The sequence below is a fragment of the Nocardia sp. NPDC051750 genome (genome assembly GCF_044453135.1).
In the GTDB taxonomy this organism is placed as follows: Bacteria; Actinomycetota; Actinomycetes; order Mycobacteriales; family Mycobacteriaceae; genus Nocardia.
The window spans coordinates 40,291-63,290 of record NZ_JBITCK010000003.1; the positions used below are offsets into that span (position 1 = coordinate 40,291).

27 protein-coding genes are annotated in these 23,000 nt (G+C 69.1%); 11 read left to right on the plus strand and 16 right to left on the minus strand.

All coding sequences use genetic code 11. The annotated features are described in order from the left end of the window. Positions 1 to 39: 39 nt before the first annotated feature. The 3 genes from ACIA75_RS13795 to ACIA75_RS13805 all read right to left on the minus strand — a co-directional run bounded on the left by ACIA75_RS13795 (position 40) and on the right by ACIA75_RS13805 (position 3,247). Positions 40 to 1,008 carry a sigma-70 family RNA polymerase sigma factor gene (locus tag ACIA75_RS13795; RefSeq protein ID WP_397103601.1) on the minus strand — a complete coding sequence of 323 codons (969 nt, stop codon included), beginning with the start codon at positions 1,006 to 1,008 and terminating at the stop codon, positions 40 to 42. 217 nt (positions 1,009 to 1,225) lie between these two features. Next, positions 1,226 to 2,743: a methyltransferase gene (locus tag ACIA75_RS13800; RefSeq protein ID WP_397103602.1), complete on the minus strand. Its 1,518-nt coding sequence runs from the start codon at positions 2,741 to 2,743 to the stop codon at positions 1,226 to 1,228. 57 nt (positions 2,744 to 2,800) lie between these two features. After that, positions 2,801 to 3,247, minus strand: coding sequence for a DUF3099 domain-containing protein (locus ACIA75_RS13805; protein WP_397103604.1), 447 nt, complete (start codon positions 3,245 to 3,247; stop codon positions 2,801 to 2,803). A 94-nt stretch (positions 3,248 to 3,341) separates the two neighbouring features. Here ACIA75_RS13805 and ACIA75_RS13810 point away from each other — a divergent pair, with 94 nt between their 5' ends. After that, complete coding sequence (locus ACIA75_RS13810; RefSeq protein WP_397103606.1) at positions 3,342 to 3,578, plus strand: DUF3039 domain-containing protein; 237 nt, start codon at positions 3,342 to 3,344, stop codon at positions 3,576 to 3,578. 8 nt (positions 3,579 to 3,586) lie between these two features. Here ACIA75_RS13810 and ACIA75_RS13815 read toward each other — a convergent pair whose 3' ends face one another. After that, a complete protein-coding gene (locus ACIA75_RS13815) occupies positions 3,587 to 4,678 on the minus strand; it encodes a YihY/virulence factor BrkB family protein (RefSeq protein WP_397103608.1) in 1,092 nt (363 codons plus the stop codon). A gap of 169 nt (positions 4,679 to 4,847) precedes the next feature. Here ACIA75_RS13815 and ACIA75_RS13820 point away from each other — a divergent pair, with 169 nt between their 5' ends. Continuing rightward, positions 4,848 to 6,593, plus strand: a complete 1,746-nt coding sequence (locus ACIA75_RS13820; protein WP_397103610.1) for a DEAD/DEAH box helicase — start codon at positions 4,848 to 4,850, stop codon at positions 6,591 to 6,593. A gap of 40 nt (positions 6,594 to 6,633) precedes the next feature. Here ACIA75_RS13820 and ACIA75_RS13825 read toward each other — a convergent pair whose 3' ends face one another. Beyond that, a complete protein-coding gene (locus ACIA75_RS13825; RefSeq protein WP_397103612.1) occupies positions 6,634 to 6,969 on the minus strand; it encodes a hypothetical protein in 336 nt (111 codons plus the stop codon). Between ACIA75_RS13825 and ACIA75_RS13830 the strand changes: the two genes are divergently transcribed. Beyond that, entirely contained in the window at positions 6,944 to 7,012 is a 69-nt protein-coding gene (locus ACIA75_RS13830; RefSeq protein WP_397105287.1) for a hypothetical protein, read from the plus strand. The two genes, ACIA75_RS13825 and ACIA75_RS13830, sit on opposite strands and share 26 nt — an antisense overlap. Before the next feature lie 71 nt (positions 7,013 to 7,083). Here ACIA75_RS13830 and ACIA75_RS13835 read toward each other — a convergent pair whose 3' ends face one another. Further along, positions 7,084 to 7,542, minus strand: a complete 459-nt coding sequence (locus tag ACIA75_RS13835; protein WP_397103614.1) for a DUF6194 family protein — start codon at positions 7,540 to 7,542, stop codon at positions 7,084 to 7,086. A gap of 63 nt (positions 7,543 to 7,605) precedes the next feature. Between ACIA75_RS13835 and ACIA75_RS13840 the strand changes: the two genes are divergently transcribed. Next, positions 7,606 to 8,328 carry a MerR family transcriptional regulator gene (locus ACIA75_RS13840; protein WP_397103616.1) on the plus strand — a complete coding sequence of 241 codons (723 nt, stop codon included), beginning with the start codon at positions 7,606 to 7,608 and terminating at the stop codon, positions 8,326 to 8,328. A gap of 234 nt (positions 8,329 to 8,562) precedes the next feature. Here the strand turns inward: ACIA75_RS13840 and ACIA75_RS13845 are convergent, their stop codons facing one another. Together ACIA75_RS13845 and ACIA75_RS13850 are read right to left on the minus strand one after the other, a co-directional pair. Next, on the minus strand, positions 8,563 to 9,114 hold the full coding sequence (locus ACIA75_RS13845; protein ID WP_397103618.1) for a hypothetical protein: 552 nt from the start codon (positions 9,112 to 9,114) through the stop codon (positions 8,563 to 8,565). Beyond that, the gene (locus tag ACIA75_RS13850) at positions 9,115 to 10,866 is read right to left on the minus strand and encodes a DEAD/DEAH box helicase (protein ID WP_397103620.1); all 1,752 of its coding nucleotides are present in this window, start codon (positions 10,864 to 10,866) and stop codon (positions 9,115 to 9,117) included. It abuts the gene before it with no gap. A gap of 287 nt (positions 10,867 to 11,153) precedes the next feature. On the opposite strand from ACIA75_RS13850, the gene ACIA75_RS13855 reads away from it, so the two are divergent. After that, positions 11,154 to 11,891, plus strand: a complete 738-nt coding sequence (locus ACIA75_RS13855; RefSeq protein ID WP_397103622.1) for a TetR/AcrR family transcriptional regulator — start codon at positions 11,154 to 11,156, stop codon at positions 11,889 to 11,891. Positions 11,892 to 11,975: 84 nt separating this feature from the next. Here the strand turns inward: ACIA75_RS13855 and ACIA75_RS13860 are convergent, their stop codons facing one another. Beyond that, a complete protein-coding gene (locus tag ACIA75_RS13860; RefSeq protein ID WP_067664704.1) occupies positions 11,976 to 12,170 on the minus strand; it encodes a hypothetical protein in 195 nt (64 codons plus the stop codon). Positions 12,171 to 12,442: 272 nt separating this feature from the next. Here ACIA75_RS13860 and ACIA75_RS13865 point away from each other — a divergent pair, with 272 nt between their 5' ends. Continuing rightward, on the plus strand, positions 12,443 to 12,802 hold the full coding sequence (locus ACIA75_RS13865) for a DUF952 domain-containing protein (RefSeq protein WP_397103625.1): 360 nt from the start codon (positions 12,443 to 12,445) through the stop codon (positions 12,800 to 12,802). Between the two features lie 27 nt (positions 12,803 to 12,829). Here ACIA75_RS13865 and ACIA75_RS13870 read toward each other — a convergent pair whose 3' ends face one another. The 4 genes from ACIA75_RS13870 to ppgK form a co-directional block, all read right to left on the minus strand. Then, a complete protein-coding gene (locus ACIA75_RS13870) occupies positions 12,830 to 13,477 on the minus strand; it encodes a response regulator (RefSeq protein ID WP_397103627.1) in 648 nt (215 codons plus the stop codon). After that, positions 13,474 to 14,730, minus strand: coding sequence for a sensor histidine kinase (locus tag ACIA75_RS13875; protein WP_397103629.1), 1,257 nt, complete (start codon positions 14,728 to 14,730; stop codon positions 13,474 to 13,476). Before ACIA75_RS13875 ends, ACIA75_RS13870 begins: the two co-directional genes overlap by 4 nt. A 161-nt stretch (positions 14,731 to 14,891) precedes the next feature. Next, positions 14,892 to 16,271 carry an RNA polymerase sigma factor gene (locus tag ACIA75_RS13880; RefSeq protein WP_397103631.1) on the minus strand — a complete coding sequence of 460 codons (1,380 nt, stop codon included), beginning with the start codon at positions 16,269 to 16,271 and terminating at the stop codon, positions 14,892 to 14,894. Between the two features lie 167 nt (positions 16,272 to 16,438). Then, positions 16,439 to 17,194, minus strand: a complete 756-nt coding sequence (gene ppgK, locus ACIA75_RS13885) for a polyphosphate--glucose phosphotransferase (protein ID WP_397103633.1) — start codon at positions 17,192 to 17,194, stop codon at positions 16,439 to 16,441. Between the two features lie 209 nt (positions 17,195 to 17,403). On the opposite strand from ppgK, the gene ACIA75_RS13890 reads away from it, so the two are divergent. Beyond that, positions 17,404 to 18,315: an inositol monophosphatase family protein gene (locus ACIA75_RS13890; RefSeq protein WP_397103635.1), complete on the plus strand. Its 912-nt coding sequence runs from the start codon at positions 17,404 to 17,406 to the stop codon at positions 18,313 to 18,315. A gap of 12 nt (positions 18,316 to 18,327) precedes the next feature. On the opposite strand, the gene cei is transcribed toward ACIA75_RS13890, so the two are convergent. After that, positions 18,328 to 19,008, minus strand: coding sequence for an envelope integrity protein Cei (gene cei / locus ACIA75_RS13895; RefSeq protein WP_397103637.1), 681 nt, complete (start codon positions 19,006 to 19,008; stop codon positions 18,328 to 18,330). Between the two features lie 391 nt (positions 19,009 to 19,399). Between cei and ACIA75_RS13900 the strand changes: the two genes are divergently transcribed. After that, positions 19,400 to 19,702, plus strand: coding sequence for a DUF4193 domain-containing protein (locus ACIA75_RS13900; RefSeq protein ID WP_397103639.1), 303 nt, complete (start codon positions 19,400 to 19,402; stop codon positions 19,700 to 19,702). Between the two features lie 13 nt (positions 19,703 to 19,715). Here ACIA75_RS13900 and ACIA75_RS13905 read toward each other — a convergent pair whose 3' ends face one another. Beyond that, a complete protein-coding gene (locus tag ACIA75_RS13905; RefSeq protein WP_397103641.1) occupies positions 19,716 to 20,231 on the minus strand; it encodes a DUF3093 domain-containing protein in 516 nt (171 codons plus the stop codon). A 52-nt stretch (positions 20,232 to 20,283) separates the two neighbouring features. Between ACIA75_RS13905 and dut the strand changes: the two genes are divergently transcribed. Then, entirely contained in the window at positions 20,284 to 20,778 is a 495-nt protein-coding gene (gene dut, locus ACIA75_RS13910) for a dUTP diphosphatase (RefSeq protein ID WP_397103643.1), read from the plus strand. Between the two features lie 3 nt (positions 20,779 to 20,781). Next, positions 20,782 to 21,723, plus strand: a complete 942-nt coding sequence (locus tag ACIA75_RS13915; RefSeq protein WP_397103645.1) for a DUF3710 domain-containing protein — start codon at positions 20,782 to 20,784, stop codon at positions 21,721 to 21,723. 48 nt (positions 21,724 to 21,771) lie between these two features. Here the strand turns inward: ACIA75_RS13915 and ACIA75_RS13920 are convergent, their stop codons facing one another. Next, the gene (locus tag ACIA75_RS13920) at positions 21,772 to 22,470 is read right to left on the minus strand and encodes an alpha/beta hydrolase (protein ID WP_397103647.1); all 699 of its coding nucleotides are present in this window, start codon (positions 22,468 to 22,470) and stop codon (positions 21,772 to 21,774) included. A gap of 122 nt (positions 22,471 to 22,592) precedes the next feature. Here ACIA75_RS13920 and ACIA75_RS13925 point away from each other — a divergent pair, with 122 nt between their 5' ends. Next, positions 22,593 to 22,997 carry an OB-fold nucleic acid binding domain-containing protein gene (locus tag ACIA75_RS13925; RefSeq protein WP_280402285.1) on the plus strand — a complete coding sequence of 135 codons (405 nt, stop codon included), beginning with the start codon at positions 22,593 to 22,595 and terminating at the stop codon, positions 22,995 to 22,997. Positions 22,998 to 23,000 lie beyond the last annotated feature (3 nt).

Genomic DNA, 23,000 nt, shown 5'->3' on the forward strand with positions numbered 1-23,000 from the left:
AGGTGGCCGGTCATCGTGGTCTCGGTTCTGCTGGATGGTTCAGCTGGCGTAGGCACGCAGCCGGTCGGCACGCTCACCCTTGCGGAGCTTCGACATGACCTCGCGCTCGATCTGCCGGACCCGCTCCCGGGACAGCCCGAACAGCTTGCCGATCTGGTCGAGGGTGCGCGGCTGGCCGTCGTCGAGGCCGAAGCGCAACCGGATGACCTGCTGTTCCCGTTCGTCCAGGGTGTTCAGCACACTGCGGACATCGTGGTGCAGCAGGCCGGCGATCACCGCGCTCTCGGCCGAGGTCGCTTCCGAATCTTCGATGAAATCGCCCAGCGGGGCTTCTTCGTCGTTACCGACCGGCATGTCCAGGCTCACCGGATCGCGGCTGTGGTCGAGCAGATCGGCGATCTTCTCCACCGCGATACCCGATTCCGCGGCCAGTTCCGCGTCGGTGGCTTCCCGGCCGAGCTGCTGATGCAGTTCCCGCTTGATCCGGGCCAGCTTGTTGACCTGTTCCACGAGATGAACCGGGAGCCGGATGGTGCGGCTCTGATCGGCCATACCGCGGGTGATGGCCTGGCGGATCCACCAGGTCGCGTAGGTGGAGAACTTGAAGCCCTTGGCGTAGTCGAACTTCTCCATCGCCCGGATCAAGCCGAGATTGCCCTCCTGGATCAGGTCCAGTAGGGGCATCCCCCGGCCCGTGTACCGCTTGGCGAGCGAGACGACCAGGCGCAGGTTGGCTTCCAGCAGGTGCGACCGTGCCGTTTGGCCCTCGCGGACCACGATCGCCAGATCACGCTTGCGGGTCGCCGACAGTCGCTTGCCGGTCTCCAGCAGGTGCTGGGCATAGAGACCCGCCTCGATGCGCTTGGCCAGTTCCACTTCGTCGGCAGCGGTGAGCAGCGCGGTCCGGCCGATCCCGTTCAGGTACACGCGTACCAGGTCGGCGGCGGGGCTCTGGGCGTCGAGGTCCGTATCACTGGGGCGCACACGAGTGGTGGCGGGGCTTGTCATGACTTGCCTCCTGTCGGTGGTGTCTCACTCCGAACAACGGACCCGACATAGGGAAAGTTCCCTCACCGGGCGCGGATAAACCGCTCTGAACTGCGGTTTCCGCTGTGACGTTCTGAGAAGTTCCTGAGAACGGCACTGGTCGGGAAACGTGGTGCCACTGCCGCGAAGGGAGGTCGGCCTCGGTTTCGGCCCCGGGGCCGCGGTCGGGCTCAGCCGTTCAGACGGGGTGTACCAGTCCGTGCCGCACCAGACCGGTGACCACTCCCAGCGCCGCCGCGGCGAACTCCTGGGTCACCTCGTCGGAACCCTGGGACAGTGCCAGCAGTTCGATCAGTTCGTACAACGGCAGGCCGTCCGGCCGCATTCCCGCCAGCAGGGAGACGGTTGTCTCGTCCACCTCGTGCTGCCACCGGGGCCCGTCGCCCCGGTGGAGCCGGGCGACCCGATGCTCCCAGCCGTCGTCGCCGGGCAGCGAGACGCGTTCCAGCGCGGTCGCCGGATCGACCCGGTACCGGGACTGCCATGCCACGGCCGGATCCGCGACCACCGCACGTAACCAAGCGGACCGTTCGAAATACGCGAGCGCCTCCGCTCCCAGCGGATCGTCGAATCCGTGGGTCAGGTCTTCGGCCAGGACTTCGGTCGGTCCGTCGATCGCGCGCAGGTAGACGAACCCGAAGCCGATACCGGTGACACCCGCGTCGTCCAGGGCCGTGAGCCATTCCTCGGCCCGGTCCTGAGCGGCCGCACTCCGCGGGTCCAGTCCGGCGTCACGCAACCAGGTACCGACGTAGAGCGCGGGATCGGCGATATCGCGCTGGACGACCCACGCATCGATACCGTAGGCGGGCAGCCAGCCCGAGACCCGCTGCCGCCAGTCCGCGTCCTCGGTGTGCACCCAGGCGGCCAGTACCGTCGCCGTCCCGCCGGGCGCGAGCAGGTCCGGGGTGCGGGAGATCACCAGTTCGCTCGCGCCGTCGAGGGCGAGCCCGGAATCGCGGTAGGTGTGCTCGACCCGGGCGGGACCGACGACGAAGGGCGGATTGGCGACCACCTGATCGAACCGGCGTCCCGCGACCGGATCGAACCACGAGCCGGCGACCAGTTCGAGTTCGAGCTCGTTCAGCGCGGCGGTGGCCTCGGCCAGCCACAGCGCCCGCGGATTGACATCCGTGGCGGTCACCGAGCGGGCATACGTCGCGGCGTGGACCGCTTGCACACCGCAGCCGGTGCCGAGGTCCAGTACCGATCCGACCGGGGCGGTGGGCGTCGCCCGGAGCAGCGACAGCGAGGCATGGCCCACACCGAGCACATGGTCCTCGGTCAGCGTGCGGCGGTGCATCGAATCGTCGAGATCGGAAAGGATCCAGCGGGTACCCGCGCCACTGTCCAGCGGGCGCAGATCCAGGGCCGCCCGGACCCGGTGGCCGTCGGTGCTCAGGAGCCCGGCCGCGATCGCGTCGGCCACCGGCACCGGTGCCAGCGCCGCGGCCACCTCGTGTTCGGCGACCGCATCACCGAGCAGCAGCAGCCGGATCAGCGTGCCCAGGTCGCCGGCCGAGCGAGCGATGCGCCGCACCGGGACGGGCTCGCCGCGCCCGAGCGCACTGTGCGCTTCGGCGCCCAGTACCTCGAGCAGGGTGTCGGCGGTGTATCCCACGCGGGTCAGCGCCGTACGCAGGTCCGGGCACAGAGCGGTCAGCGGTGATCGGACGGTCGATCCGTAGGTGGGCACAGCCGTACTCTGCCACTCATGCGTTACGGCCCTGGCAGCCGGACGGAGTTCGTTGTGCTACCCGTCGATCGCGTCGTGGCGGCGTTCCTCCAGCGCGGGACGCGGCCGGTCCCAGCGGCTGGGTTCGTTCTTGTCCCGCGGCGGGCGATCGTTGGCGACGAGCACCGCGATCCACGGCAGTGGGACCGAGGCCACCATGATCAGCAACGCGATCAGGCCGTTCTCGAAGACGGCGTAGGAGATTCCGGCCAGGACCAGCGCCGGGATCCGGAACGCCATGATTATCGTGTACCGGCGCACGCGCGCACGGTGCTGGTCTTCGAAGGACGGTGCCGCCTCGGTGATCAGCGCCGCATGCCTGGCGTCGTCGCCGGGGAAATATCCGGACGAACGGGCGGGACGGGCCGGCCGCGGTGTACCGCTGTGTTCCTGGTCACCGAGTCCGCTCGCACCGGCGTCGATATGCTCCGAGCCGCGCCCGGAGTCTTCGCCGTGCTGCTGCATACCTTCGAGTCTTGCACTCCCGGGACTCGGGCGTAACCCCGGTGGGTCGCCCGCGTGCGTGAGGACATCGCCGCCGTACGGCATCATGGAGTGCGTGAGTACCGATACTCTGGTTCGCCCCGATACGACCACCGACGAGACCACCGGTGACGACACGCCGAAATTCTTCCACTATGTGAAGAAGGACCGGATCGCCGAGAGTGCCGTGATGGGCACCATGGTGGTCGCGCTCTGCGGCGAAGTCTTCCCGGTGACCCGCTCACCGAAGCCCGGTTCGCCGGTCTGCCCGGACTGCAAGAAGGTCTACGAGCAGCTGCGTAAGGGCGACTGAGCGCAGGATCAGCGCGTGGTCAGCGGCGCCGGTGTCCCACCGGTGCCGTCTTCGCGCGTGTGCGTGTGGTGTCCGCGCCGATGCGGCGGGATCCGGTGCGCACCCGGTTCCGCTGGTTCGCGGTCGGCGTCGGCCGAGTCCGGATCGCGGCGTTTGGCCAGCCACGCCTTGAACTGTTCGATCCGGGTGGCTCGCGCGGGCCAGAACTCCTGGACGGCCGCGTTGAACTCGGCGCCGAGGATCACCGCGAAACCGAGGAAGAACGTGAACAGCAGGAAAGCGATCGGGGTGGCCAGCGCGCCGTAGGTGACCCCGGTCCGGGTGATCAGGGTCAGATACCGGCGGAGCACCTCGCTGGCCGCCATGAAGAAGATCCCCGCGAACAGCGCCCCCCAGAACAGCCGGTGGTAGGGCAGGGAACTGTGCAGGGCGAGTTTGTAGAGCGTGGCCAGGCCGACGATGAGCAGGAGCAGTACCGCGGGGTAGTAGAAGGCGTCGATCAGCCGCAGCCCGGGTTCGCGCCAGCCGTCGGGCAGGATCCGGCCGATCAGTACCGGCCCGAGCGCCACCAGTGGCAGGATGAACACCGCGGCGACCAGGAATTGCACGTACAGCAGCAGGGCGAATATGCGCTGCCAGACCGGGTGCCGGGCGTCCTTCTGGTCGTGTGCTTCGACGATCGCGTCGACGAAGGTCGCCATGGCCGACGAGCCCGCCCACAGCGAGAGCACGAAGCCGGCCGAGACGAATGCCGCGCGGCCCTGGCCGAGGACATCGCGGACGGTCGGCTCGATGAGGTCGGTGACCACGCTGGGATTGAAGAGGTCACGGCTGAAGGTCAGGATTTTCGATTCGACGATCTCCACCGTGTCCGGCCCGAACAGGCCGCTCACGTAGCCCAGACCGCCCAGCAGGCCGAACAGCAGGGGGACCAGCGACAGGGTCTGCCAGAAGGCCGCGGCGGCCGATTTGGCGAATATCGAGTCGTTCCAGGATTTCACGGCCACCCGGACGATCAGGCGCCGGGTCTGGACGAGGGCACGGCGCAGCCACGAGGTAGCCGCCGGCGCGGTCCCTGGTTCGTGTCCGTAGCTGTGCATGATCAGTCCAGCATCGCCTACCCGGCCACCCTGTGGTGTGGCGCACGGCGAACGTGTCGGCGGTCGGCAGGTGAATCGCCGGTAACCGGCAGCTCCGCGGTGTGACACCTGTCGCGCCGCCCGTGCCGGTTTGGCGCCATCACGGCGACGGCCGCTAGTGTTTGTCTCCGTGACCGATGCGAGTGGCGCCACTGCGACGGAAGTTCCGGGCGCTTCCCTGCGCGCCTGGCAGCGGCGCGCGCTCACCCGGTATCTGGCCACCAAACCGCGTGATTTCCTCGCGGTCGCGACCCCGGGGGCGGGTAAGACCACCTTCGCGCTGCGGGTGGCGGCCGAACTGCTGGCCGATCGTACGGTCGACCAGATCACCGTGGTCGCCCCGACCGAGCACCTCAAACACCAGTGGGCCGAGTCGGGGGCGCGCGCGGGTATCGCGCTCGACTCGAATTTCTCCAATTCGACCGGTGGTACATCGGGGGATTACCACGGCGTCGTCGTGACGTACGCGCAGGTCGCTGCGCATCCGTTCAAACATCGGGTGCGCACCGAGAACCGGCGCACGCTGGTGATCCTGGACGAGATCCACCACGCCGGTGACGCGAAGAGCTGGGGCGACGCGGTGGCGGAGGCCTTCGGCGATGCCACCCGCCGGCTCTCGCTCACCGGTACCCCGTTCCGTAGCGACGACAGCCAGATCCCGTTCATCACCTACGAACCCGACGAGGCCGGGCTGCCGCGCTCGCGCGCGGATCACTCCTACGGCTACTCGGAGGCGCTGGCCGACGGGGTCGTGCGCCCGGTGGTTTTCCTCGCCTATTCGGGTGAGGCGCACTGGCGCGACAGCGCGGGCGAGGAGTACACGGCCCGTCTCGGTGAACCGCTGAACGCCGAGCAGACGGCCCGGGCCTGGCGCACCGCACTCGACCCCGCGGGCGATTGGATCTATGCCGTCCTGCGCGCCGCGAATATGCGGCTGGCGCAGCTGCGCGAGCGGGGGATGCCCGACGCCGGCGGTCTGGTGATCGCGTCGGATCAGGAACGCGCCCGGTCCTATGCCGAACTGCTGGAACATCTCACGGGTAACAAGCCGGTGCTGGTGCTGTCCGACGACCCCACGTCCTCGGCCCGGATCGGTGAGTTCGCCGCCGGGAATCAGCCGTGGATGGTCGCGGTGCGGATGGTGTCGGAAGGAGTCGACGTCCCGCGCTTGGCCGTCGGGGTATACGCCACCAGCGCCTCCACGCCGCTGTATTTCGCCCAGGCCATCGGCCGGTTCGTGCGTTCCCGGCGTACCGGCGAGACGGCCAGTGTCTTCCTGCCTTCGGTGCCGGTGCTGCTGGACCTGGCCGCGCAGCTCGAGGTCCAGCGCGATCATGTCATCGGTAAACCGCACCGCGAGAAGGACGGTCTCGACGACGAGCTGCTGATCGATGCGAACAAGCAGAAGGATGAACCCGGCGAGGAGGAGAAAGCATTCGTCCCCCTCGCCGCGGACGCCGAATTGGACCAGGTGATCTACGACGGTTCCTCGTTCGGTACGGCAACGTTTTCCGGTAGCGCGGAAGAAGCCGATTACCTGGGCATCCCGGGTCTGCTCGATGCCGAGCAGATGCGGGCGCTGCTGCGGGAACGACAGGCCAAACAGGTCGCGGATCGGTCCCAGCCCGAACCGTCCGTGCCCGCACCAGCACCCGGGCCGGCCGGTAATGCCGCCGCCGAACGAGTGGCGACGGCGGACAAACTCGGAGAGCTGCGCCGTGAACTGAACAGCCTGGTCGCCATGCACCATCACCGCACGGGGAAGCCGCACGGGGTCATCCACGGCGAATTGCGCCGTCAGTGCGGGGGCCCGCCGACGGCCCTGGCCACGGCCGACCAGCTGGGCGAGCGTATCGCCGCGCTGCGCCGTATGTGATCCGGAGCCCGGATAGGTCTTCCGGTGTTCGCCGGTACGCCTAATCCTTCGGTGGGGCCGGCCAGGCGGCCATGGCGCGGTCGATGGCGCTGGTGAGTTCGTCGTGGTGCGCGCCGTCGCGGGCGCGGATGGACAGTCCGTACAGGACCGTGGTGTAGAACGCGGCGAGTTCGCCGGTGTCGGTATCGGCGGGCAGGTCGCCTGCGGCCACGCCGCGATCGAGGCGGGCGCGAATATCCGCCGCGGTTCCACCGCGTTTTTCGACCAGGAAGCTGCGGACGCTCTCCGTCCGGGTGGTGTAGCTGGGACGCTTCGGCGCCGCCGACGATATCGCCGCGGCGGTCGCCTTTCTGGCCGGTGCCGCGGGACGCAGCATCACCGGTTCGTTCGTGACGGTGGACAGCGGAACCAATGCGTGAGCCGGAACCGGTCGCCGTGGTCACCCCGCCGGTGACCGGTGCACGTCACCGACCCGCACGGTTCGGGCGGGTCACCGCCGGGTTCGCTCCGCGCGGGCGCGATCGTGAGCGGTGCGGATGAGTTCGCGAATCGTTGGTGCCGTGCGGGGTCCCGGGTCGACCACGGCCAGCCATCCCGCGGTCCCGTACACGGGGTGGGCGATCAGGGTATCGGCCACGCTCGGGTCGTAGTCGATCGAATTCGCGTCCCGCGGAGCGCGGCCGGTCCGCGCCCGGAAAACCTCCGCGCCGACACCGATGTTCAGCCGGAAGGTTCCCGGCCGGTTCAAGCGCGACCTCTCGTCGCCGGGGTAGTCCTTGGTGACGATGGTCGCGAACGGCTGGGTCCGCGCCGGGATCCGGCCGTCGGGGGCGTAGTAGAAGAACGTATCGCCCCAGGCGAGTTCGGGCGATCCGTCGCCGGGGCCCGGTCGCAGCGTGAGTACCCCGTCGAATGCGGCGATATATCCGATGATCTCGTCGATGGTCATGAGTTCCAGCGTTACATTGATGTGCTTGTGGAGACTTCCGGCCAGATATCGACAGGTGATGGCGTGAAAAGCCGCAACTCGGCGGGTTTGCGCACCGCGGAGCTGGCGCGCCGCACCGGGTATTCCGTTCAGCAGTTGCGCAACCTGGAGCGCGACGGTGTGCTGCCCGCCGCGCCCCGGACACCGGCCGGGTACCGGACCTACGGCGAGTCCCACGTGTGGTCTGCGCGCGCGTACCGCGAGTTCGCGGCCGGTACCGACCCAGCTACGGCGAAGACGATCCTGCGCGCGGCGCATTCGGGGGATATCAGCCGGCTGTTCGCGCTGCTGGACTCCGCGCATGCCCGGCTGGATCGCGAACGCCGTGACCTCGATGCGGCCCGTGCGGCGGCCCGGGCCATCGCCGACGAACCGCTCGGCGATATCGGCCCGGGCGACGCGATGAGCATTTCCGAGCTCTCACGGGCGCTCGGCGTCCGCGCGTCGACCCTGCGGCACTGGGATGCTGCCGGGCTGGTCGTCCCGCATCGCCGTACCGGCCGGGAAGCCCGCCGCTACACCCCGGACGATGTACGGGCCGCCCGACTCGTCCACCAGCTCCGGCTGGCGGGCTACGGTATCGAACCGCTACGTCAGCTGGTTCCACAGCTGCGCGGATGGCGCCGGTGGGACGATCTGGCAGCCGCGCTGACGGCCCGCGCCACCCGGATAGACGCCCGCTCCGGATCTCTGCTGGGCGGTACTGCCGCGCTGAACACCCTGCTCGGACTGCAGCAAGCCCGATGAGCGCATCACCACCGGCGAGGCCGCGGTACACCACCGAGAGCAACCACCATCATCACCCGCCCCGGCGCCTCAGCGGAGAGGTGCACACGGAGTGAGCACCGGCGACGCCCGAGGAGGACGGCGATCCCGCGGTCGGGCACCACTGCGAACCGGCGGCCGGTCAGCTGCGAACCACCGGACTTTCCGGGGTGCCGGAGACGGTGTCCGATCACCCACACGAGTCACCGGACGCTGTCATGCCTCGAAGAACTGTGCGGGATCCACCGTGTTGAGCGCTATCCAGCGGGGGCTCTCGGTCGGTGGTGCGGAATCGTCCGGGGCCGGGTCCCGGCCGTAGCCCTGGAGGTCCAGGCCGAACCGGGGGTTCTCGTCCACCTGGCGGGCGAGCTCGTAGAAGGTGGCCAGTACGTGGACACATCGTGCGGTGCGGGCGGTGCACGAGCAATCGATCGCCGCCGGTTCGGGCGCTACCGAGACGCCGGCGTCCATCGCGGCGGAGTACATATCGTCGGTCGGCATTGTCGGCTCGGTGCCGACGATTGTCGCCAGGGCGGTGACCGCCGGCCGGGAGAGTGGCGCTAGTTCGATATGGGTGATCGAGGCCTGACCCCCGCGGTGGATATGCGACCGCACGATCCGGCCCTCGGTCTCGGTCCGTACACCGTTGTTGCGGGCGATACTGCGGGCGCGAGGGAGCAGCGGATCGGGCCGGGTCTGGCGCAGCGGCTCGGCCAGCCGGACCCAGTCCATACCCCACCGCGTGTATCCGAATTCGTTGTCCGCCATTCAGCTCCCTCGCTTCCGCCGCAGCACTTCCAGCAGCCGGTCGTCGTCGAGCCGGGCCAGATCGGCGATCCCGGTGCCGGCGCCGAGTTCGGTGAGTGCGGATTTGCGGCGCTGCATATCCGCGATGTGTTCTTCCACGGTGGTCGCCGAGGTGAGTGTGGTGATCGTGACGGTGCGGGTCTGGCCGATGCGGTGCACCCGATCGGAGGCCTGGGCTTCGACCGCGGGATTCCACCACCGGTCGAAATGGATCACATCGGCGGCCCGCGTGAGGGTGAGCCCGGTGCCGGCCGCCCGCAGACTCAGGACCAGCACCGGCGGGCCCGCCGGGGACTGGAATTCGCCGACGATGGCCGCGCGTTCGGTCTGCGAGAGACCGCCGTGGAAGAACGGCACACTGATCGCGAACCGTTCCCTCAGATGCCGCACCAGCAGCTCTCCGGTGCCCCGATATTGGGTGAAGATCAGTGTCGGCGCGGCGTTCTCGAGGTTGCCGGACACGATATCGGTGCACAGATCGAGTTTTCCGGACCGCCCGGCCAGCTCATCGGTATCGCCGTTCACCAGACCGGGGTGGTTGCACACCTGTTTCAACGCGGTGAGCGCTGCCAGGATCCGGGTCTGCCGCTGGGCGCCGGCGCCGAATCCCTCGTCCGCGGCGCGGTCGAGCAGGCTGTCGTACAGCCGCTCCTGCTCCGGTGTGAGATCGCAGAGCAGATCCGCGTGGATCTTGGCCGGTAGCGATGCCGCGACCTGGTCCTTGCGGCGCGCCAGCAGCACCGGCTCGACCGCGTCCCGCAGCCGGGCGGCCGCGGTGGCCGAACCTTCCTCGATGGGTTTGACGAAGCGCCGCCGGAACTGGGTGCGGTGCCCGAAGATACCGGGCGCCACCAGGTGCAGCAGGGCCCATAATTCGTCCAGGTGATTCTCCACCGGGGTGCCGGTGAGCGCGACGATCGCGGCCGCCGGTACCGCCCGGGCCGCCTTGGCGACCTGGGTCCGCGGATTCTTCAGTGCCTGGGCCTCGTCGTAGACGACGGTGGTCCACGCGGTTCCGGTGAGCAGGCTCCCGTGCCGGCGCAGGACGGGATAGCCGGTGACGACCACGGTCCCCGGCGCGGCGTCGAGGTTCCCGCCTCGCCAGGCCACCGCCTGCAGGCCGGGTGCGAAACGAGCGATCTCGTGCACCCAGTTGCCCACCAGCGATGTAGGGCACACCACCAGCTGGGCTCCGTGCCCGGCCCGGCCGGTCAGCAGGCCGATGGTCTGCAGCGTTTTGCCCAGACCCATCTCGTCCGCGAGGATCGCGCCGCCGTGGCGCGCGACGGTTTCCCGCAGCCAGCCGATACCCCGAGCCTGGTAGGGGCGCAGTCCTGCCTGCAGGGCAGTGCGGAGTTCCGCGGCTACTCCGGTGGTGTCCCGGAGGACCGACAGGGCGTGCTCACGGTCCACGAGGGCGGTTCCCTGGGCGTTGGGTACTGCGTGACCGGCGACCGGCATCCGGGCGGGTTCGCCGGCGAGGGTCGCCCGCCAGGCGCGCGTGGATGGTCCGGGTCGTTCCACCGGCACGGCGGCGAACCCCTCGGGGTCGACCAATGCGCAGCGGACCGGTGTCACCTGCAGGGTGGCGCTGCCGGCGCGAGCCTGAGCCAGGGTGCCGCCGGGCACGACCAGCGGCAGGGTCGCAGTGTCGCCGATTCCCTGTGGGGCCGGGCCGGGTTCGGACCCGGTCCAGGTCCACAGCGCGAACATGTGCCGGTCGGGGAGATAGGTGGTCTCGGTGGTCGGCAGGGTGCACCCCCAAAATCATCGTATTGCGTACGGAGTAATATTCGAACGCGTACGGTACCGGATTTGTTCCGCAGTGCCCGGACAGGCCCGCATCGGGGCCGCGCCGGTGGAAGGAGATCGATGGACAGCAACCCTTGCGATCGACGGCCTTCCGATGCGGGCATCCCGCGGGCGGGCCGGGCGGACGGCGCGGGCCTTCCTGTGCGGCACCCCACGTTCCGTCGCGTCCGTACGCACCGGGGGCTGTGGTGAGCCGGGATGCCGATCCGGCGCGGACACTGCTGGAATTGCTCTGGCGGCACGAACTGCCACCCCGCAAGGGTGGGCGGGGACCGCGGCAGACCGTGAGCGTGGACGATGTCGTCACGGCCGCGGTGGGATTGGCGGACCGGGAAGGCTACGACAAGGTGTCTATCCGGGCGGTCGCCGCGGAGCTGGGTCTACGGCCCATGAGCCTGTACACCTATGTGCCCAGCAAGGACGCACTCACGGTCCTGATGGTCGACGCCGTCGCCGCCGCGGACACGCCCATCCCTGCGGACTTGCCGGTCCGCGACCGCCTGATCGTCGTCGCCCGGCAGATCCGGGATGAATTCCTGGCGCATCCCTGGCTTTTCGAGGTCCCGTCGTGGCGGATGGTGCTGGGTCCGGGCCGGATGCGCCGCTACGAGCGGCAATTGGCCGCCGTAGCCGATGCGGGACTCGACGATCCCGAAATGGACCGGGTGATCGCGGTGCTGACCCAATTCGCCACCGGCAACGCCCGTACCGCGCTCGCCGCGGTGCGCAGCACCCGGGAACAATCGGATGCCGAGTGGTGGGAGGCGTACGGGCCGGTGCTGAGCGAGGTGATGCCGGCCGTCGACTATCCGCTGTCCACCCGGGTGGGTGCCGCTGTCGGTGAGCTGTATCAGGCCCCGGGCGACCCGGAGGGAGACTTCGACTACGGCCTCGAGCGCTTGATCGACGCGATCCTGCCCGGATAACCCGTGGCGGGCGACCGGAGGGTCGCCCGCCACGGAAAAGCGGTCTTCAGTTGTTCGATGCTGTTGTGTCGGACGCGAGGACGGTCAGAGAGCGGGAGCGGATTCCGTGTCGATCACGGCTTCCAGTTCGCGCAGTCGTTCCATATGTTCGTTCGCGTGATGCTGGCAGAAGAGCAACTCGCCACCTGCGGGCAGAACGGCACGCACACGGGCAGCCGCCCCGCAGCGATCGCAGCGATCAACCGCGGTCAGTGGGGTGCTTGTCAGGGTTCCTGGCATGACTCCTCCGTCCTGGCTTCCGGCACAAAGACCGTTCACCTGGTGTGAGGCCCGTGGTCACTCCGCGGGCTCGCTTCCGCTACTTCCCAGCAGTGGTATGACTACTCTGTCAGACGTTCGGGGCTTCGGGTTTGTTCCCTGTGGCGAACCACTGTGTTTTCCCTAACACGACCAGCGGTTTCCGCCTGTGGCGAACACCGCGGGCCGGGCATGGAAAACCGGGAGAGGCCGCTGCTCCGGACGACTGTCGAGTTGTGTATCGGAGGTTACCCGTGCCCAGTGACACTCACACCCTTGTTCACCTCTGTACTCCCGCTGAGTGGGCCACCGCGCGCGAAGCCGGTGCCCACCGGCCGCTCTCGCTGGAGACGGAGGGGTTCGTGCATCTGTCGGCACCGGACCAGGTGCACCTTCCGGCCAACCGCTTGTTCGCCGGCCGCGCCGATATGCTGCTGCTCCGGCTGGACCCGGAGCGGCTGGCTGCCCCGGTGCGCTGGGAGCCCGGTGTGCCCGGAGACGATCCCGCGCTGCGTTTCCCGCACCTGTACGGCCCGCTGCCGGTATCGGCGGTGATCAGGGTGGAAGAGTATCGGCCGGGCCCGGACGGGCTGTACGCGGCGTTGACCGGTTGAGCGGCGGTTTTCCGGGACCGTGCGGATTCACCGTTCCGCGCTCAGTTCCCGGGCGAGGATCGCCGCCTGGACCCGGGAGCGCATCCCCAGTTTGGTCAGCACCCGGGACACGTGTGTTTTCACCGTCGTTTCCCCGATGAACAGCCGGGCGGCGATCTGCGCATTGGACAAGCCGGCGCCCAGGCAGTCCAGCACCTCGCGTTCGCGGCCGGTGAGATCGGCCAGTCCCGCCGGCGGCTGCGGTCGCGCGGTGGCCGCGCCCGCGAAGGCATCGATCACCGTGCGCGTGATCTCCGGCGCGAGTACGCCGTCGCCGGCGGCCACCCGCCGGACCGCCTCGATCAGGTCCGGGCCGGACGCGGATTTCAGGACGAAACCGCCGGCTCCCGCCCGGAGGCTCTCGAACACGTATTCGTCCAGGTCGAAGGTGGTCAGGACAAGCACCCGGGCGAGGTCGCCGGCGGTGATCCGGGCGGTCGCGGTGATGCCGTCCACGCCCGGCATCCGCACGTCCATCACCACCACATCCGGGCGCAGCGCACGTGCCTGGGCCAGGGCCACCTCGCCGTCCGCGGCCTCGCCCACCACCTCGATATCGTCGGCTGTGTCGAGAATCATGCGCAGGCCCACCCGGATGGCGGCGTGATCATCGGCGATGAGGACCCGGATCGTCATCCCGGTTTCCCTACCGGCTCCGCGACCGCGGTGAGTGGCAGCCGGGCCCGCACCCACCAGCTCCCCGATTCGGGTCCGGCACGGAAGGTGCCGCCCAGTGCCGCCGCCCGTTCGCGCATATTGGTCATTCCGCGGCGCACCGTGGCCCTGGCAGCGTCCGGGCGGATCGCCGGGCCGGCGAGCGGGTTGCGCACCGCCAGGACGAGCGCGGTGGCCTCGGTGTGCACGTCGATATCGATCTCCTGTCCCGGTGCGTGTTTCATCGCATTGGTCACGGCCTCCTGGATGATCCGGTAGGCCGCCTGATCGACCGCGCCGGCCGGCACGAGGGTGCCGAGCTGCTGTCGCACCCGCACCCGCATTCCCGCCTGCCGGGCCGCGGCCACCAGCTGGGACAACTGCGCGAGCCGGCCCGGCGCGGTGATTTCCGGCGCATCGTCGTCCCGGCGCAGCAACCCGATCATGGTCCGCATCTCCCGCAGCCCTTCGACGCTGTTGCTGCGGATGGCGGCGAGGATCCCGGCCAGCCGCCGGTCGGGGTCGGACCCGTCGAGTCCGGCGATGGCCGCCTCGGACTGCAGCGCGATCGCCGAGAGATGACCGGCGATCACATCGTGCAGATCGCGGGCCATGGCCTTCCGTTCGTCGGCCACTGCGGCCCGGCGGTCCAGTTCCGCCACCAGGGTCAGAGCGCGGCCGCGGGCGCGCTCGGCCTCGGCGGCGTCCTTGTGGGCGCGTACCGTCAGCCCCCACCACAGCGACGTGCCCACGAAAGCCGCTGCCAGGACCAGCGCCAGCACCATATAGCGCCAGTTCTCCGTGATCGCCAGCACCACTCCGGCGGCCGTGGCCGACAGCGCCAGCCATGCGACCACCGCGCCCTGCATCTGGCGGTAGGTGCCGTACACGACCGCCGCGTAGATCAAATCGGTGTAGACGAGCCAGACCGGCAGCGTCGGCCCGAGCATCAGATCGAACGCCAGCGGAATCAGCCCCACCACCATCGCGGTGATCGGTGCCCGGCGCCGCACCAGCAGTACCGCGCACACCAGCGCGAGAATCGCGAAGCGCGGGGCCAACGGTGTGGACGGCCCATCGGCGGAGACGAACAGCATATGGAAGCCGGCCAGATACAGCAGGGCCCCGAATACGAACCACCCGATCGCGATGACGATGTCTTTTGCCGTCGCCGATAACGCCGACCATCGTTGCATCTCTTCATCACAGCACACGGCGCGGCGCGTGGCGTCCATCGAAATAACGATCCGCAGTCGTACCGAACACACCCCCGCATCGCTCGGGTCTGGACCGGAGGGGGAGCCGGGTCCGGGTACGCCACGGCCCCTGAGCATCGCGGGAACCGGTGGTTCCGTACGTGTTCAGGGGCCGTGGCGTACCGGGCCGTGTGCGACGCTCAGTCGAGGTAGTCGCGCAGGACCTGCGAGCGGCTGGGGTGCCGCAGTTTGCTCATGGTCTTGGATTCGATCTGCCGGATCCGTTCGCGGGTGACCCCGTACACCTGCCCGATCTCATCGAGGGTCCGCGGCTGGCCGTCGGTGAGACCGAACCGCAGCCGCACCACACCCGCCTCGCGTTCGGACAGGGTTTCCAGCACCGACTGCAGCTGGTCCTGCAGCAGGGTGAAGCTGACCGCGTCCACCGCGACAACAGCCTCGGAATCCTCGATGAAATCACCGAGCTGGCTGTCACCTTCGTCGCCGATGGTCTGATCCAGCGAAATGGGCTCCCGGGCGTACTGCTGGATCTCCAGCACCTTCTCCGGGGTGATATCCATTTCCTTGGCCAGTTCCTCCGGCGTGGGCTCACGGCCCAGATCCTGGAGCAGCTCGCGCTGGATACGGCCCAGCTTGTTGATCACCTCGACCATATGCACCGGGATACGGATGGTGCGGGCCTGGTCGGCCATGGCGCGGGTGATGGCCTGCCGGATCCACCAGGTGGCGTACGTGGAGAACTTGTAGCCCTTGGTGTAGTCGAACTTCTCCACCGCGCGGATCAGGCCGAGGTTGCCCTCCTGGATCAGGTCCAGGAACGCCATCCCGCGGCCGGTGTAGCGTTTGGCCAGCGATACCACCAGGCGCAGGTTCGCCTCGAGCAGGTGGTTCTTGGCGCGGTTGCCGTCGCGGATGATCCAGTTGAAATCGCGGCGGATGGTCACCGGCGGCTTTTCCCCGGCCTCGGTGAACTCGCGCATCTTCTCGGCCGCGTAGAGGCCGGCCTCGATCCGTTTGGCGAGTTCGACCTCCTCTTCGGCGTTGAGCAGCGCGACCTTACCGATCTGCTTGAGGTAGGCCCGCACCGAATCCGCGGAGGCGGTGAGTTCGGCGTCCTTGCGGGCCTGGCGTAGCGCCTCGGACTCTTCTTCGTCCCAGACGAAATCACCGGAGGCCTTGTCCGCGGCGGTCGGCTCGGAGGTCCCGTCCGCCTCGCTCTCGGGTTCCTCCTCGGCGACCTCCGCGACCAGCTCGTCGCCCTCGTCGGTGAGATCGTCCTCGGAGACCTCGAGGTCTCCGAGATCCGCCACATCGAGCGAGTCGTCGTCCGGCTGTTCCTCGCCCGGGCCGGGGGCGCCCGCGCTGCCGGCCTTCTTGGCAGGAGCCTTCTTGGCCGCGCCTTTCTTGGCGGCGGCCTTTTTCGCAGGGGCCTTTTTCGCTACGGCTTTCTTGGCCGGGGCCTTTTTGGCCACGGCCTTACGGGCCGGGCGTGCCGCGGGAACTTCCGTGGCCTCGGCGTCGGCCGATTCGGCTGTCTGACGGGTATTCGTGGCTACCACGTACGCCCTTTCGTGACGGTCTCGTGCGGCGTCACGCCAGAGTAGTATTCCGGCGGAGCGGTCTGTCGGGTTTACCGGCTAAATCGCCGGTCGGGTGTCCGGCTCACCGCCGGGTCCTTCCATTGTAACGATCGACCAGTGTGCCCTTGCCCGTGCGGCGGACATCTTCAGGGGGTGATTCCGGCATCGACAGCCATGGCGGCGCCCACGATACCCGCTGTGTTGCGCAGGTCCGCGGGGACCACCCGGGTGCGGTTGGTGAGCAGCGGAATCCACTGGTCGGCATCGCGGCTGATCCCGCCGCCGGCGACGAACACCGTCGGCCAGAACAGGTCTTCCAGCCCGCGTAACACCGTACTGACCCGGGTCGCCCACTCGGGGTAACTCAGGTCTTCCCGTTCTTTGACCGATGCCGCCGCGCGGTGTTCGGTCTCCATTCCGCCGACCTCCAGATGCCCGAGCTCGGTGTTCGGTACCAGACTGCCGTTGTTCAGCAGGGCCGAGCCGATGCCGGTGCCGAAGGTCAGGAGCAGTACCAGGCCGTCGATATCGCGGGCCGCGCCGAAGGAATCCTCGGCGAGTCCCGCGGCGTCGGCATCGTTGAGCACGGTGACCTCGCGGCCGTCGAGCGCGTCGGAGAACAGGGATCTGGCATCGGTGCCGATCCAGGATTTGTCCACATTGGCGGCGGTATGGGCGACGCCGTCGAGCACGACGCAGGGCAGCGTCAGCCCTACCGGGCCGTCCCAATCCGCCTTGGCCACCAACTGTGCGACGGCCCCCGCGACCGCGTCCGGTGTCGACGGATGCGGTGTGGCGATCTTGATGCGTTCGTGCCGGAGTTCCCCGGTCTCGAGGTCGACCGCGGCGCCTTTGACGCCGCTACCGCCGATATCGATCCCGAACGCGTGCCGTCGAGACATGCGGGTTCCCTCGTTCCCTGTGCTGGATGATGTCGTCCTGCAGCGCACCTGCCCCGGCGCGCCGGCCGGGCCACGCGAGAACCTCGCGGAGGCGCTGGTCCGCCACCCGGCCTCGCGATACCGCCCCCGGGCCCACGCGGGCCGGTGTGGTGTGCACGACAAGACTAATGTGCGCGCCCGGATGCCCGGACCGCAGGATCTGTGCTGCGATGGTAGGCGTGCAGGAATCGATGTGGTCCCTTACCGCTGCCGCCGAACCCGCTCCCGCCGACGCGGCACTGTTGCGCCGGATCTCGACCCACCTGGCCGGTATCGCCGCCGCCCATGTCCGCGCTCGTCGCCCGGAAGTCTTCGGACCCGGCGGCGTGTCCGATGCCGCGGTCCGCACGAAGAGCACCGTGACCGATCCGGTGACCGTCGTCGATACCGAGACCGAACAGTTGATCCGCGACGAACTGGCACGGGTGCGCCCCGCGGACCACATCCTCGGTGAAGAGGGCGGCGGCGATCTCGCCGCGGCCGGCGCCGACGACGTGGTCTGGGTGGTCGATCCGATCGACGGCACGGTGAACTTCCTCTACGGCATACCCGCCTACGCGGTCTCGGTGGCCGCGGTCCGCGGTGGCCGGCCGGTCGCCGGTGCGGTGGCCGATGTCGCCGCCTCGACGCTGTATGCGGCCGGGGCCGGGCTCGGAGCCAGCCGGATCGGGATGGACGGGACCGATATCCCGCTGCGCTGCAATCCGGTGCGGTCGGCCCGGCTGGCGCTGGTCGCGACCGGATTCGGCTATGCGGTACCACGCCGTACCCGGCAGGCGGCGTATGTCGCCGAGCTGCTACCGCACGTCCGCGATATCCGCCGCATCGGCGCGGCCGCCCTGGATCTGTGCATGGTGGCCGAGGGGCGGGTCGACGCGCACTACGAGCACGGGCTCAATCCGTGGGACTGGGCGGCCGGCGCGCTGATCGCCGCGGAGGCCGGGGCGATGCTCCGGCTGCCCCCGATGGCGACCACCGGCGCCGCCGGGGAGCTGGTGGTGGCTGCCGCGCCGGGAATCGGCGACGAATTGTTCGCGTTACTGGACCGGCTCGGGGTTTCGGCGGCGATCCCGGAATCCTGACCGCGGTCGCGCTCAGCAGCGGGTTGTGCGGGCGGCCTCGAGCATCTCCGGGTCGATATCCGGGCTCTCCCCGCTCACCGGGTTCTTCAGCGAGCGCAGAACCTCCTCGGCGTCGTTGTTCGGTTGCAGTTCCCCGCCGAACAGCGACCCCAGGACCAGGTCGACGGTGTTGTCGGTCCGCTTGTCCTCGATGAGTTCGGCGCACGGCGCGGCGAGCTGGACGGCGGCCGCGACCGCCCGCCCCGTCTCCCCGAACCGGATCTGCCCGCTGCATTCGAGATCGCCGTTGGCATATATCGGATCGTTACCGTACGGATCGCCGGGCACACTGCCGAAGCCGAGATCACCGAGCTGCGCGGCCACATGGGCGGCCTGCCCGCGCTGACCGTTGGCGTTGAGGACGCGCACCTGGGTATCCGCCATCGGTGCGGGTTCCACCTCCGCCAGCACGCTCGCGCTCAGCCGCTGCCCGGGCAACGGCTGAGGGGCGGCCTTGGGGTCGGTCGCCGGGCTCGGGGAATTGCAGGCCATCGCCGTGTGATCGTCATCGTTGGTGGTCAGCGCCTTGATCCACAGGACCGAGCAGACCAGGGTCAGCACAACGACCAGGATCAGCCAGGGGCGCATCCGCCGACGCTGGAATGGACGGCCTTTGGCATCCGTCGAACTGCCTTCGGTGATCAGTGAAACCACGTCGACACTGTACGTACCCCTGCCCGTGGTCCGCGCATTACCCGGTCCGCTCCGGGCGGGTTGACCCGGCGCTTCCCGCAGCGCCGTGACCCGGCGTATCGATTGCCCGGCGGTTTCGACACGGCTGGGTTTCGATTGCGACATTTTCCACAGGGTCCGCTATTGTCTGCCCGCCCAGACCGAAACATCGGTGAGTAAATCGGCGTGCGGTCGCGGGAACAAGCAGGGCAACTCATGCGTTGTCCGGACGCTATCGGCGGTGTGTCCACAGATTCACGCTGATAGGAGACCGGTGCGCATGTGAAGTGCACCACCGGCGGGCGGCTGCCGCGGTCGAAACCGATGGCGTGCGCCGATCCGGATATACGGAGTAAGGACGAGGGGAAGAGACATGGCAACCGACTATGACGCGCCGAGGCGTACGGAATCCGACGATGTGTCGGAGGATTCGCTCGAGGAGCTGAAAGCGCGCCGCAACGAGGCCCAGTCCGCCGTCGTGGATGTCGACGAATCCGATACCGCGGAGTCGTTCGAACTCCCCGGCGCGGACCTGTCCGAGGAAGTGCTGACGGTTCGGGTGGTCCCGAAACAGGCCGACGAGTTCACCTGCGCGAGCTGTTTCCTGGTGCATCACCGCAGCCGGCTGGCCAGTGAGGCCGGCGGCCGCATGATCTGCATGGACTGCGCGGCCTGAGGCCGGCTCGGGGTCATTCCGCGCTCGGGACTCCGAGCGCGGCCAGGACCTCTTCGGGCCGGCGTGTGCTGATCAGCCAGTACGGCGTCGGATCGTCGGGATCGTCGAGCACCAGCAGCACCATGGTGCCGATCCACGGGCGATGCTGGACATAGGCGGCCGGATCGAGCTGCCGGCCCAGTGCCGCGCTCTTGGCGCTGCGCGGTACCACCGTCGCACGGGCGACGAACGAGACAGGCAGATGCGCCCGGTCGACGCGCAGTTCCGGAGTGCCACCGGCATCCGGGGCGACCTCGATCCGGTGCCGGCTCGTCCAGAACAGCACCCAGACGGGGATCGGCAGCAGCAGCACATACGGCAGCCAGGCCCGCAGGCCCGGCGCTCCCATATGCACCTCGGCGGCGAGCAGGACGGCGAGTGCGAGGCCCACCGGCCACCACCACAGCGGTACCCAGAGGCGCTCGTGGTGGACCTTCGGCGCCGGCGGTGTGCGGTGGCCGGATTCGGTGGGTCGGGGCTGGTCGGACACGACTCAACACTAAGCGACAAGCGCGCCGCGCCTGCGCGTAGGCTGGTCGGACGTGAACGCACTCTCACCGATACCACTGCTCCGGCTGGACCCGGGGATCCCCATGCCCAGTCGCGCCCACGAAGGTGACGCGGGCGTGGATCTGTGCACTGCCGAGGATGTCGTCCTGGAGCCGGGAGAGCGGGTACTGGTCGGTACCGGTATCGCGATCGCGCTACCGGTGGGCACCGTCGGGCTCATCCATCCACGGTCCGGGCTGGCGGCCAAGGCCGGCCTGTCCGTGGTCAATACGCCGGGCACGATCGACGCCGGGTATCGGGGCGAGATCAAGGTGTGCCTGATCAACCACGATCCGCGCACACCCATCGAATTACGCCGCGGCGACCGGATCGCGCAGTTGCTGGTGCAACGCGTGGAGCTGGTCGATTTCGTGGCCGTGGACCGGCTCGACGACTCCGCGCGGGGCGCGGGCGGGTACGGGTCCAGCGGGGGGCATGCGAGTTTGACGCCGGGCGGTACGGAAACCGCGCACGGCAAGGAGGCCTGAGACATGTTCGGACGACGGAAATCGGGCGGACGCAGATCCGACGAGGAACGGCACGACACCGGTGAATACAGGACCGGGGAGTACCAGGACACCTACGACGAGTACGACGCCGGCGGATATCACCGTGCCGGCGACGAGCAGTACCGGGACGACTACGACGACAGCTATGACGACGGTTACGGCGGCGCGGCCTACAGCGACGCCTACGACGCGGCGATCGACGATCCCGACACCGAACCGCATCGCCGGGGTCCCTACGACTACGAAGACGTCGCCGAGGTACTGGAGAACTTCACCGATACGCGGCTCGACCTCGGTTCGGTGATCCTTCCGGTGCCGCCCGGCGGTCAGTTGCAGGTCGAGATGACCCCGCAGGGCACCCCGCAGGCCGTGCATCTGGCCACCGAGCACGGGCGGATCACGGTCGCGGCGTACGCCGCTCCGAAAACCAAGGGCCAGTGGCGCACGGTGGCCGCCGACCTCGCCGAATCGCTGCGCAAGGACGGCGCCCGGGTCTCGGTCGAGAAAGGGCCGTGGGGCCGGGAACTCGTCGCCGCCACCGAGGGCGCGGACCTCCGGTTCATCGGCGTGGACGGGTACCGGTGGATGATCCGCCTGGTGGCGGCCGGTCCGGCGGGTTCGACTGCGGTCGGCAGCCCGCTGGTGGTCGCGGCGCGTACGGTCCTCAGCGAAACGATCATCCGTCGCGGAACCGACGCCCTGCCTGTGCGGGAGCCGCTCCCGGTGGTGCTCCCGCAGCAACTCGCCGAGCAGCTCACCGCGGCACACCAGCAGCAGCAACAGCAGGCGCAGCAGGCGCAGCAGGGCGCGACGGCGCAGAGCGTGCCCCGCCCGGCGCCGACCGGTTCGGTACTGCCGCCGCAGCAGCCACAGCCGCGGCGGGGCGCCGAGGGCTCGGCAATGCAGCAGCTGGGTCGCGGCTGAGGATCCGCCCGGGTCTCCCTGTTCTCGCGGGGACGGGAACGGGGAGGGTCAGCGCGCGTACCGGAGGCCGAGCCGGCCCAGGACCGCGGGATCGGCGCCCAGCTGGTCCAGCGTTATCTCGGTGATCACGGACCGGGCGGCGCGGTGTGCCCATTCCCGGCCCACCGTCACCGGATGGACCGGATCGTCCGCGGCGGCGACGACCGCCAGTGGTGCCGCCAGCCCGTCCAGCAGCGACGCATCCGGCCATTTGTACTGCGCCGCTTCCTCCAGTGCCGCCGGCAATCCGGGCCACTGTGCGCGCCATGAGCGGGTGAGTGCGTCGGCGAGCCAGCGCGGGCTGCTCTCGCGCATCCGGGCGACGACGGGTTCCAAACCGTGCGCGCGCAGCTGCGCGGCGGTGACGGAGGCGCTCAGTGTGGCCGGGCAGTGTGCCGTATCCGGCCCGGTCCAGGCCGGCAGTGCCGCGATGACGCCGGAGACGTCGGCCGGATCGCGGGAGCTCGCCCATTCGACGGCCACTGCCGCACCCAGCGAGATACCGGCCGCCAGTACCGGTCCGCGGGCGGCGGCGGTATCGAGGGCGGCGCGGTAACCGGCGATCAGCGCGCCCGGCTCGGGATCCACGGCGATGAGCTCGAGTCCGAGCGCGGTACACGCGGGTTCGAAGGCGCGACGGGCGAAATGCGCGTCGGAGCCGGTGCCGGGGAGAGCGACCACGACTTCCGGACGTGGGGAATCGAACACCGGTCCGAGCGTAGCGGTGCTGTCGGTACCCATCTACAGTGGCGGGTACGGCCACAGCCGGGCCGTGGCAGCAATCTCGGATGACGTGCGACCCACGTTGTTCGCGCACAGGAGAGCAAGCGATGTCTTCCTCGGCAGGAAGAAAAGCGGGCGCCAAGTCCGCAACCGGATATTTTCGCAGGCTCGGCCGCAGGTTGACCGAGGATCTCGATCAGCTCGACGCCGAGGAGCTGGCGGAGTCGGCGGACGCTTCGGGCGCCTGCCGGGTCTCGGAGTGCCGACGCGGCGAGGAGGCGACGATGCTGGGCAGATTGCGCAGCGTCGATTCGTGTCCCCAGGCCGCGGGCGCGAATGTGCAGGCGGAATTCTTCGACGGTACCGACGCCATCACTCTGGTGTGGATCGGGCGGCGCCGGATCCCGGGTATCGAGTCGGGCCGGCGCATCATGGTGCGCGGCCGGATCGGTGAACGCGAAGGCCGCAAAGTGATCTACAACCCCTACTACGAACTGCGCGGAAACAGCTGACGC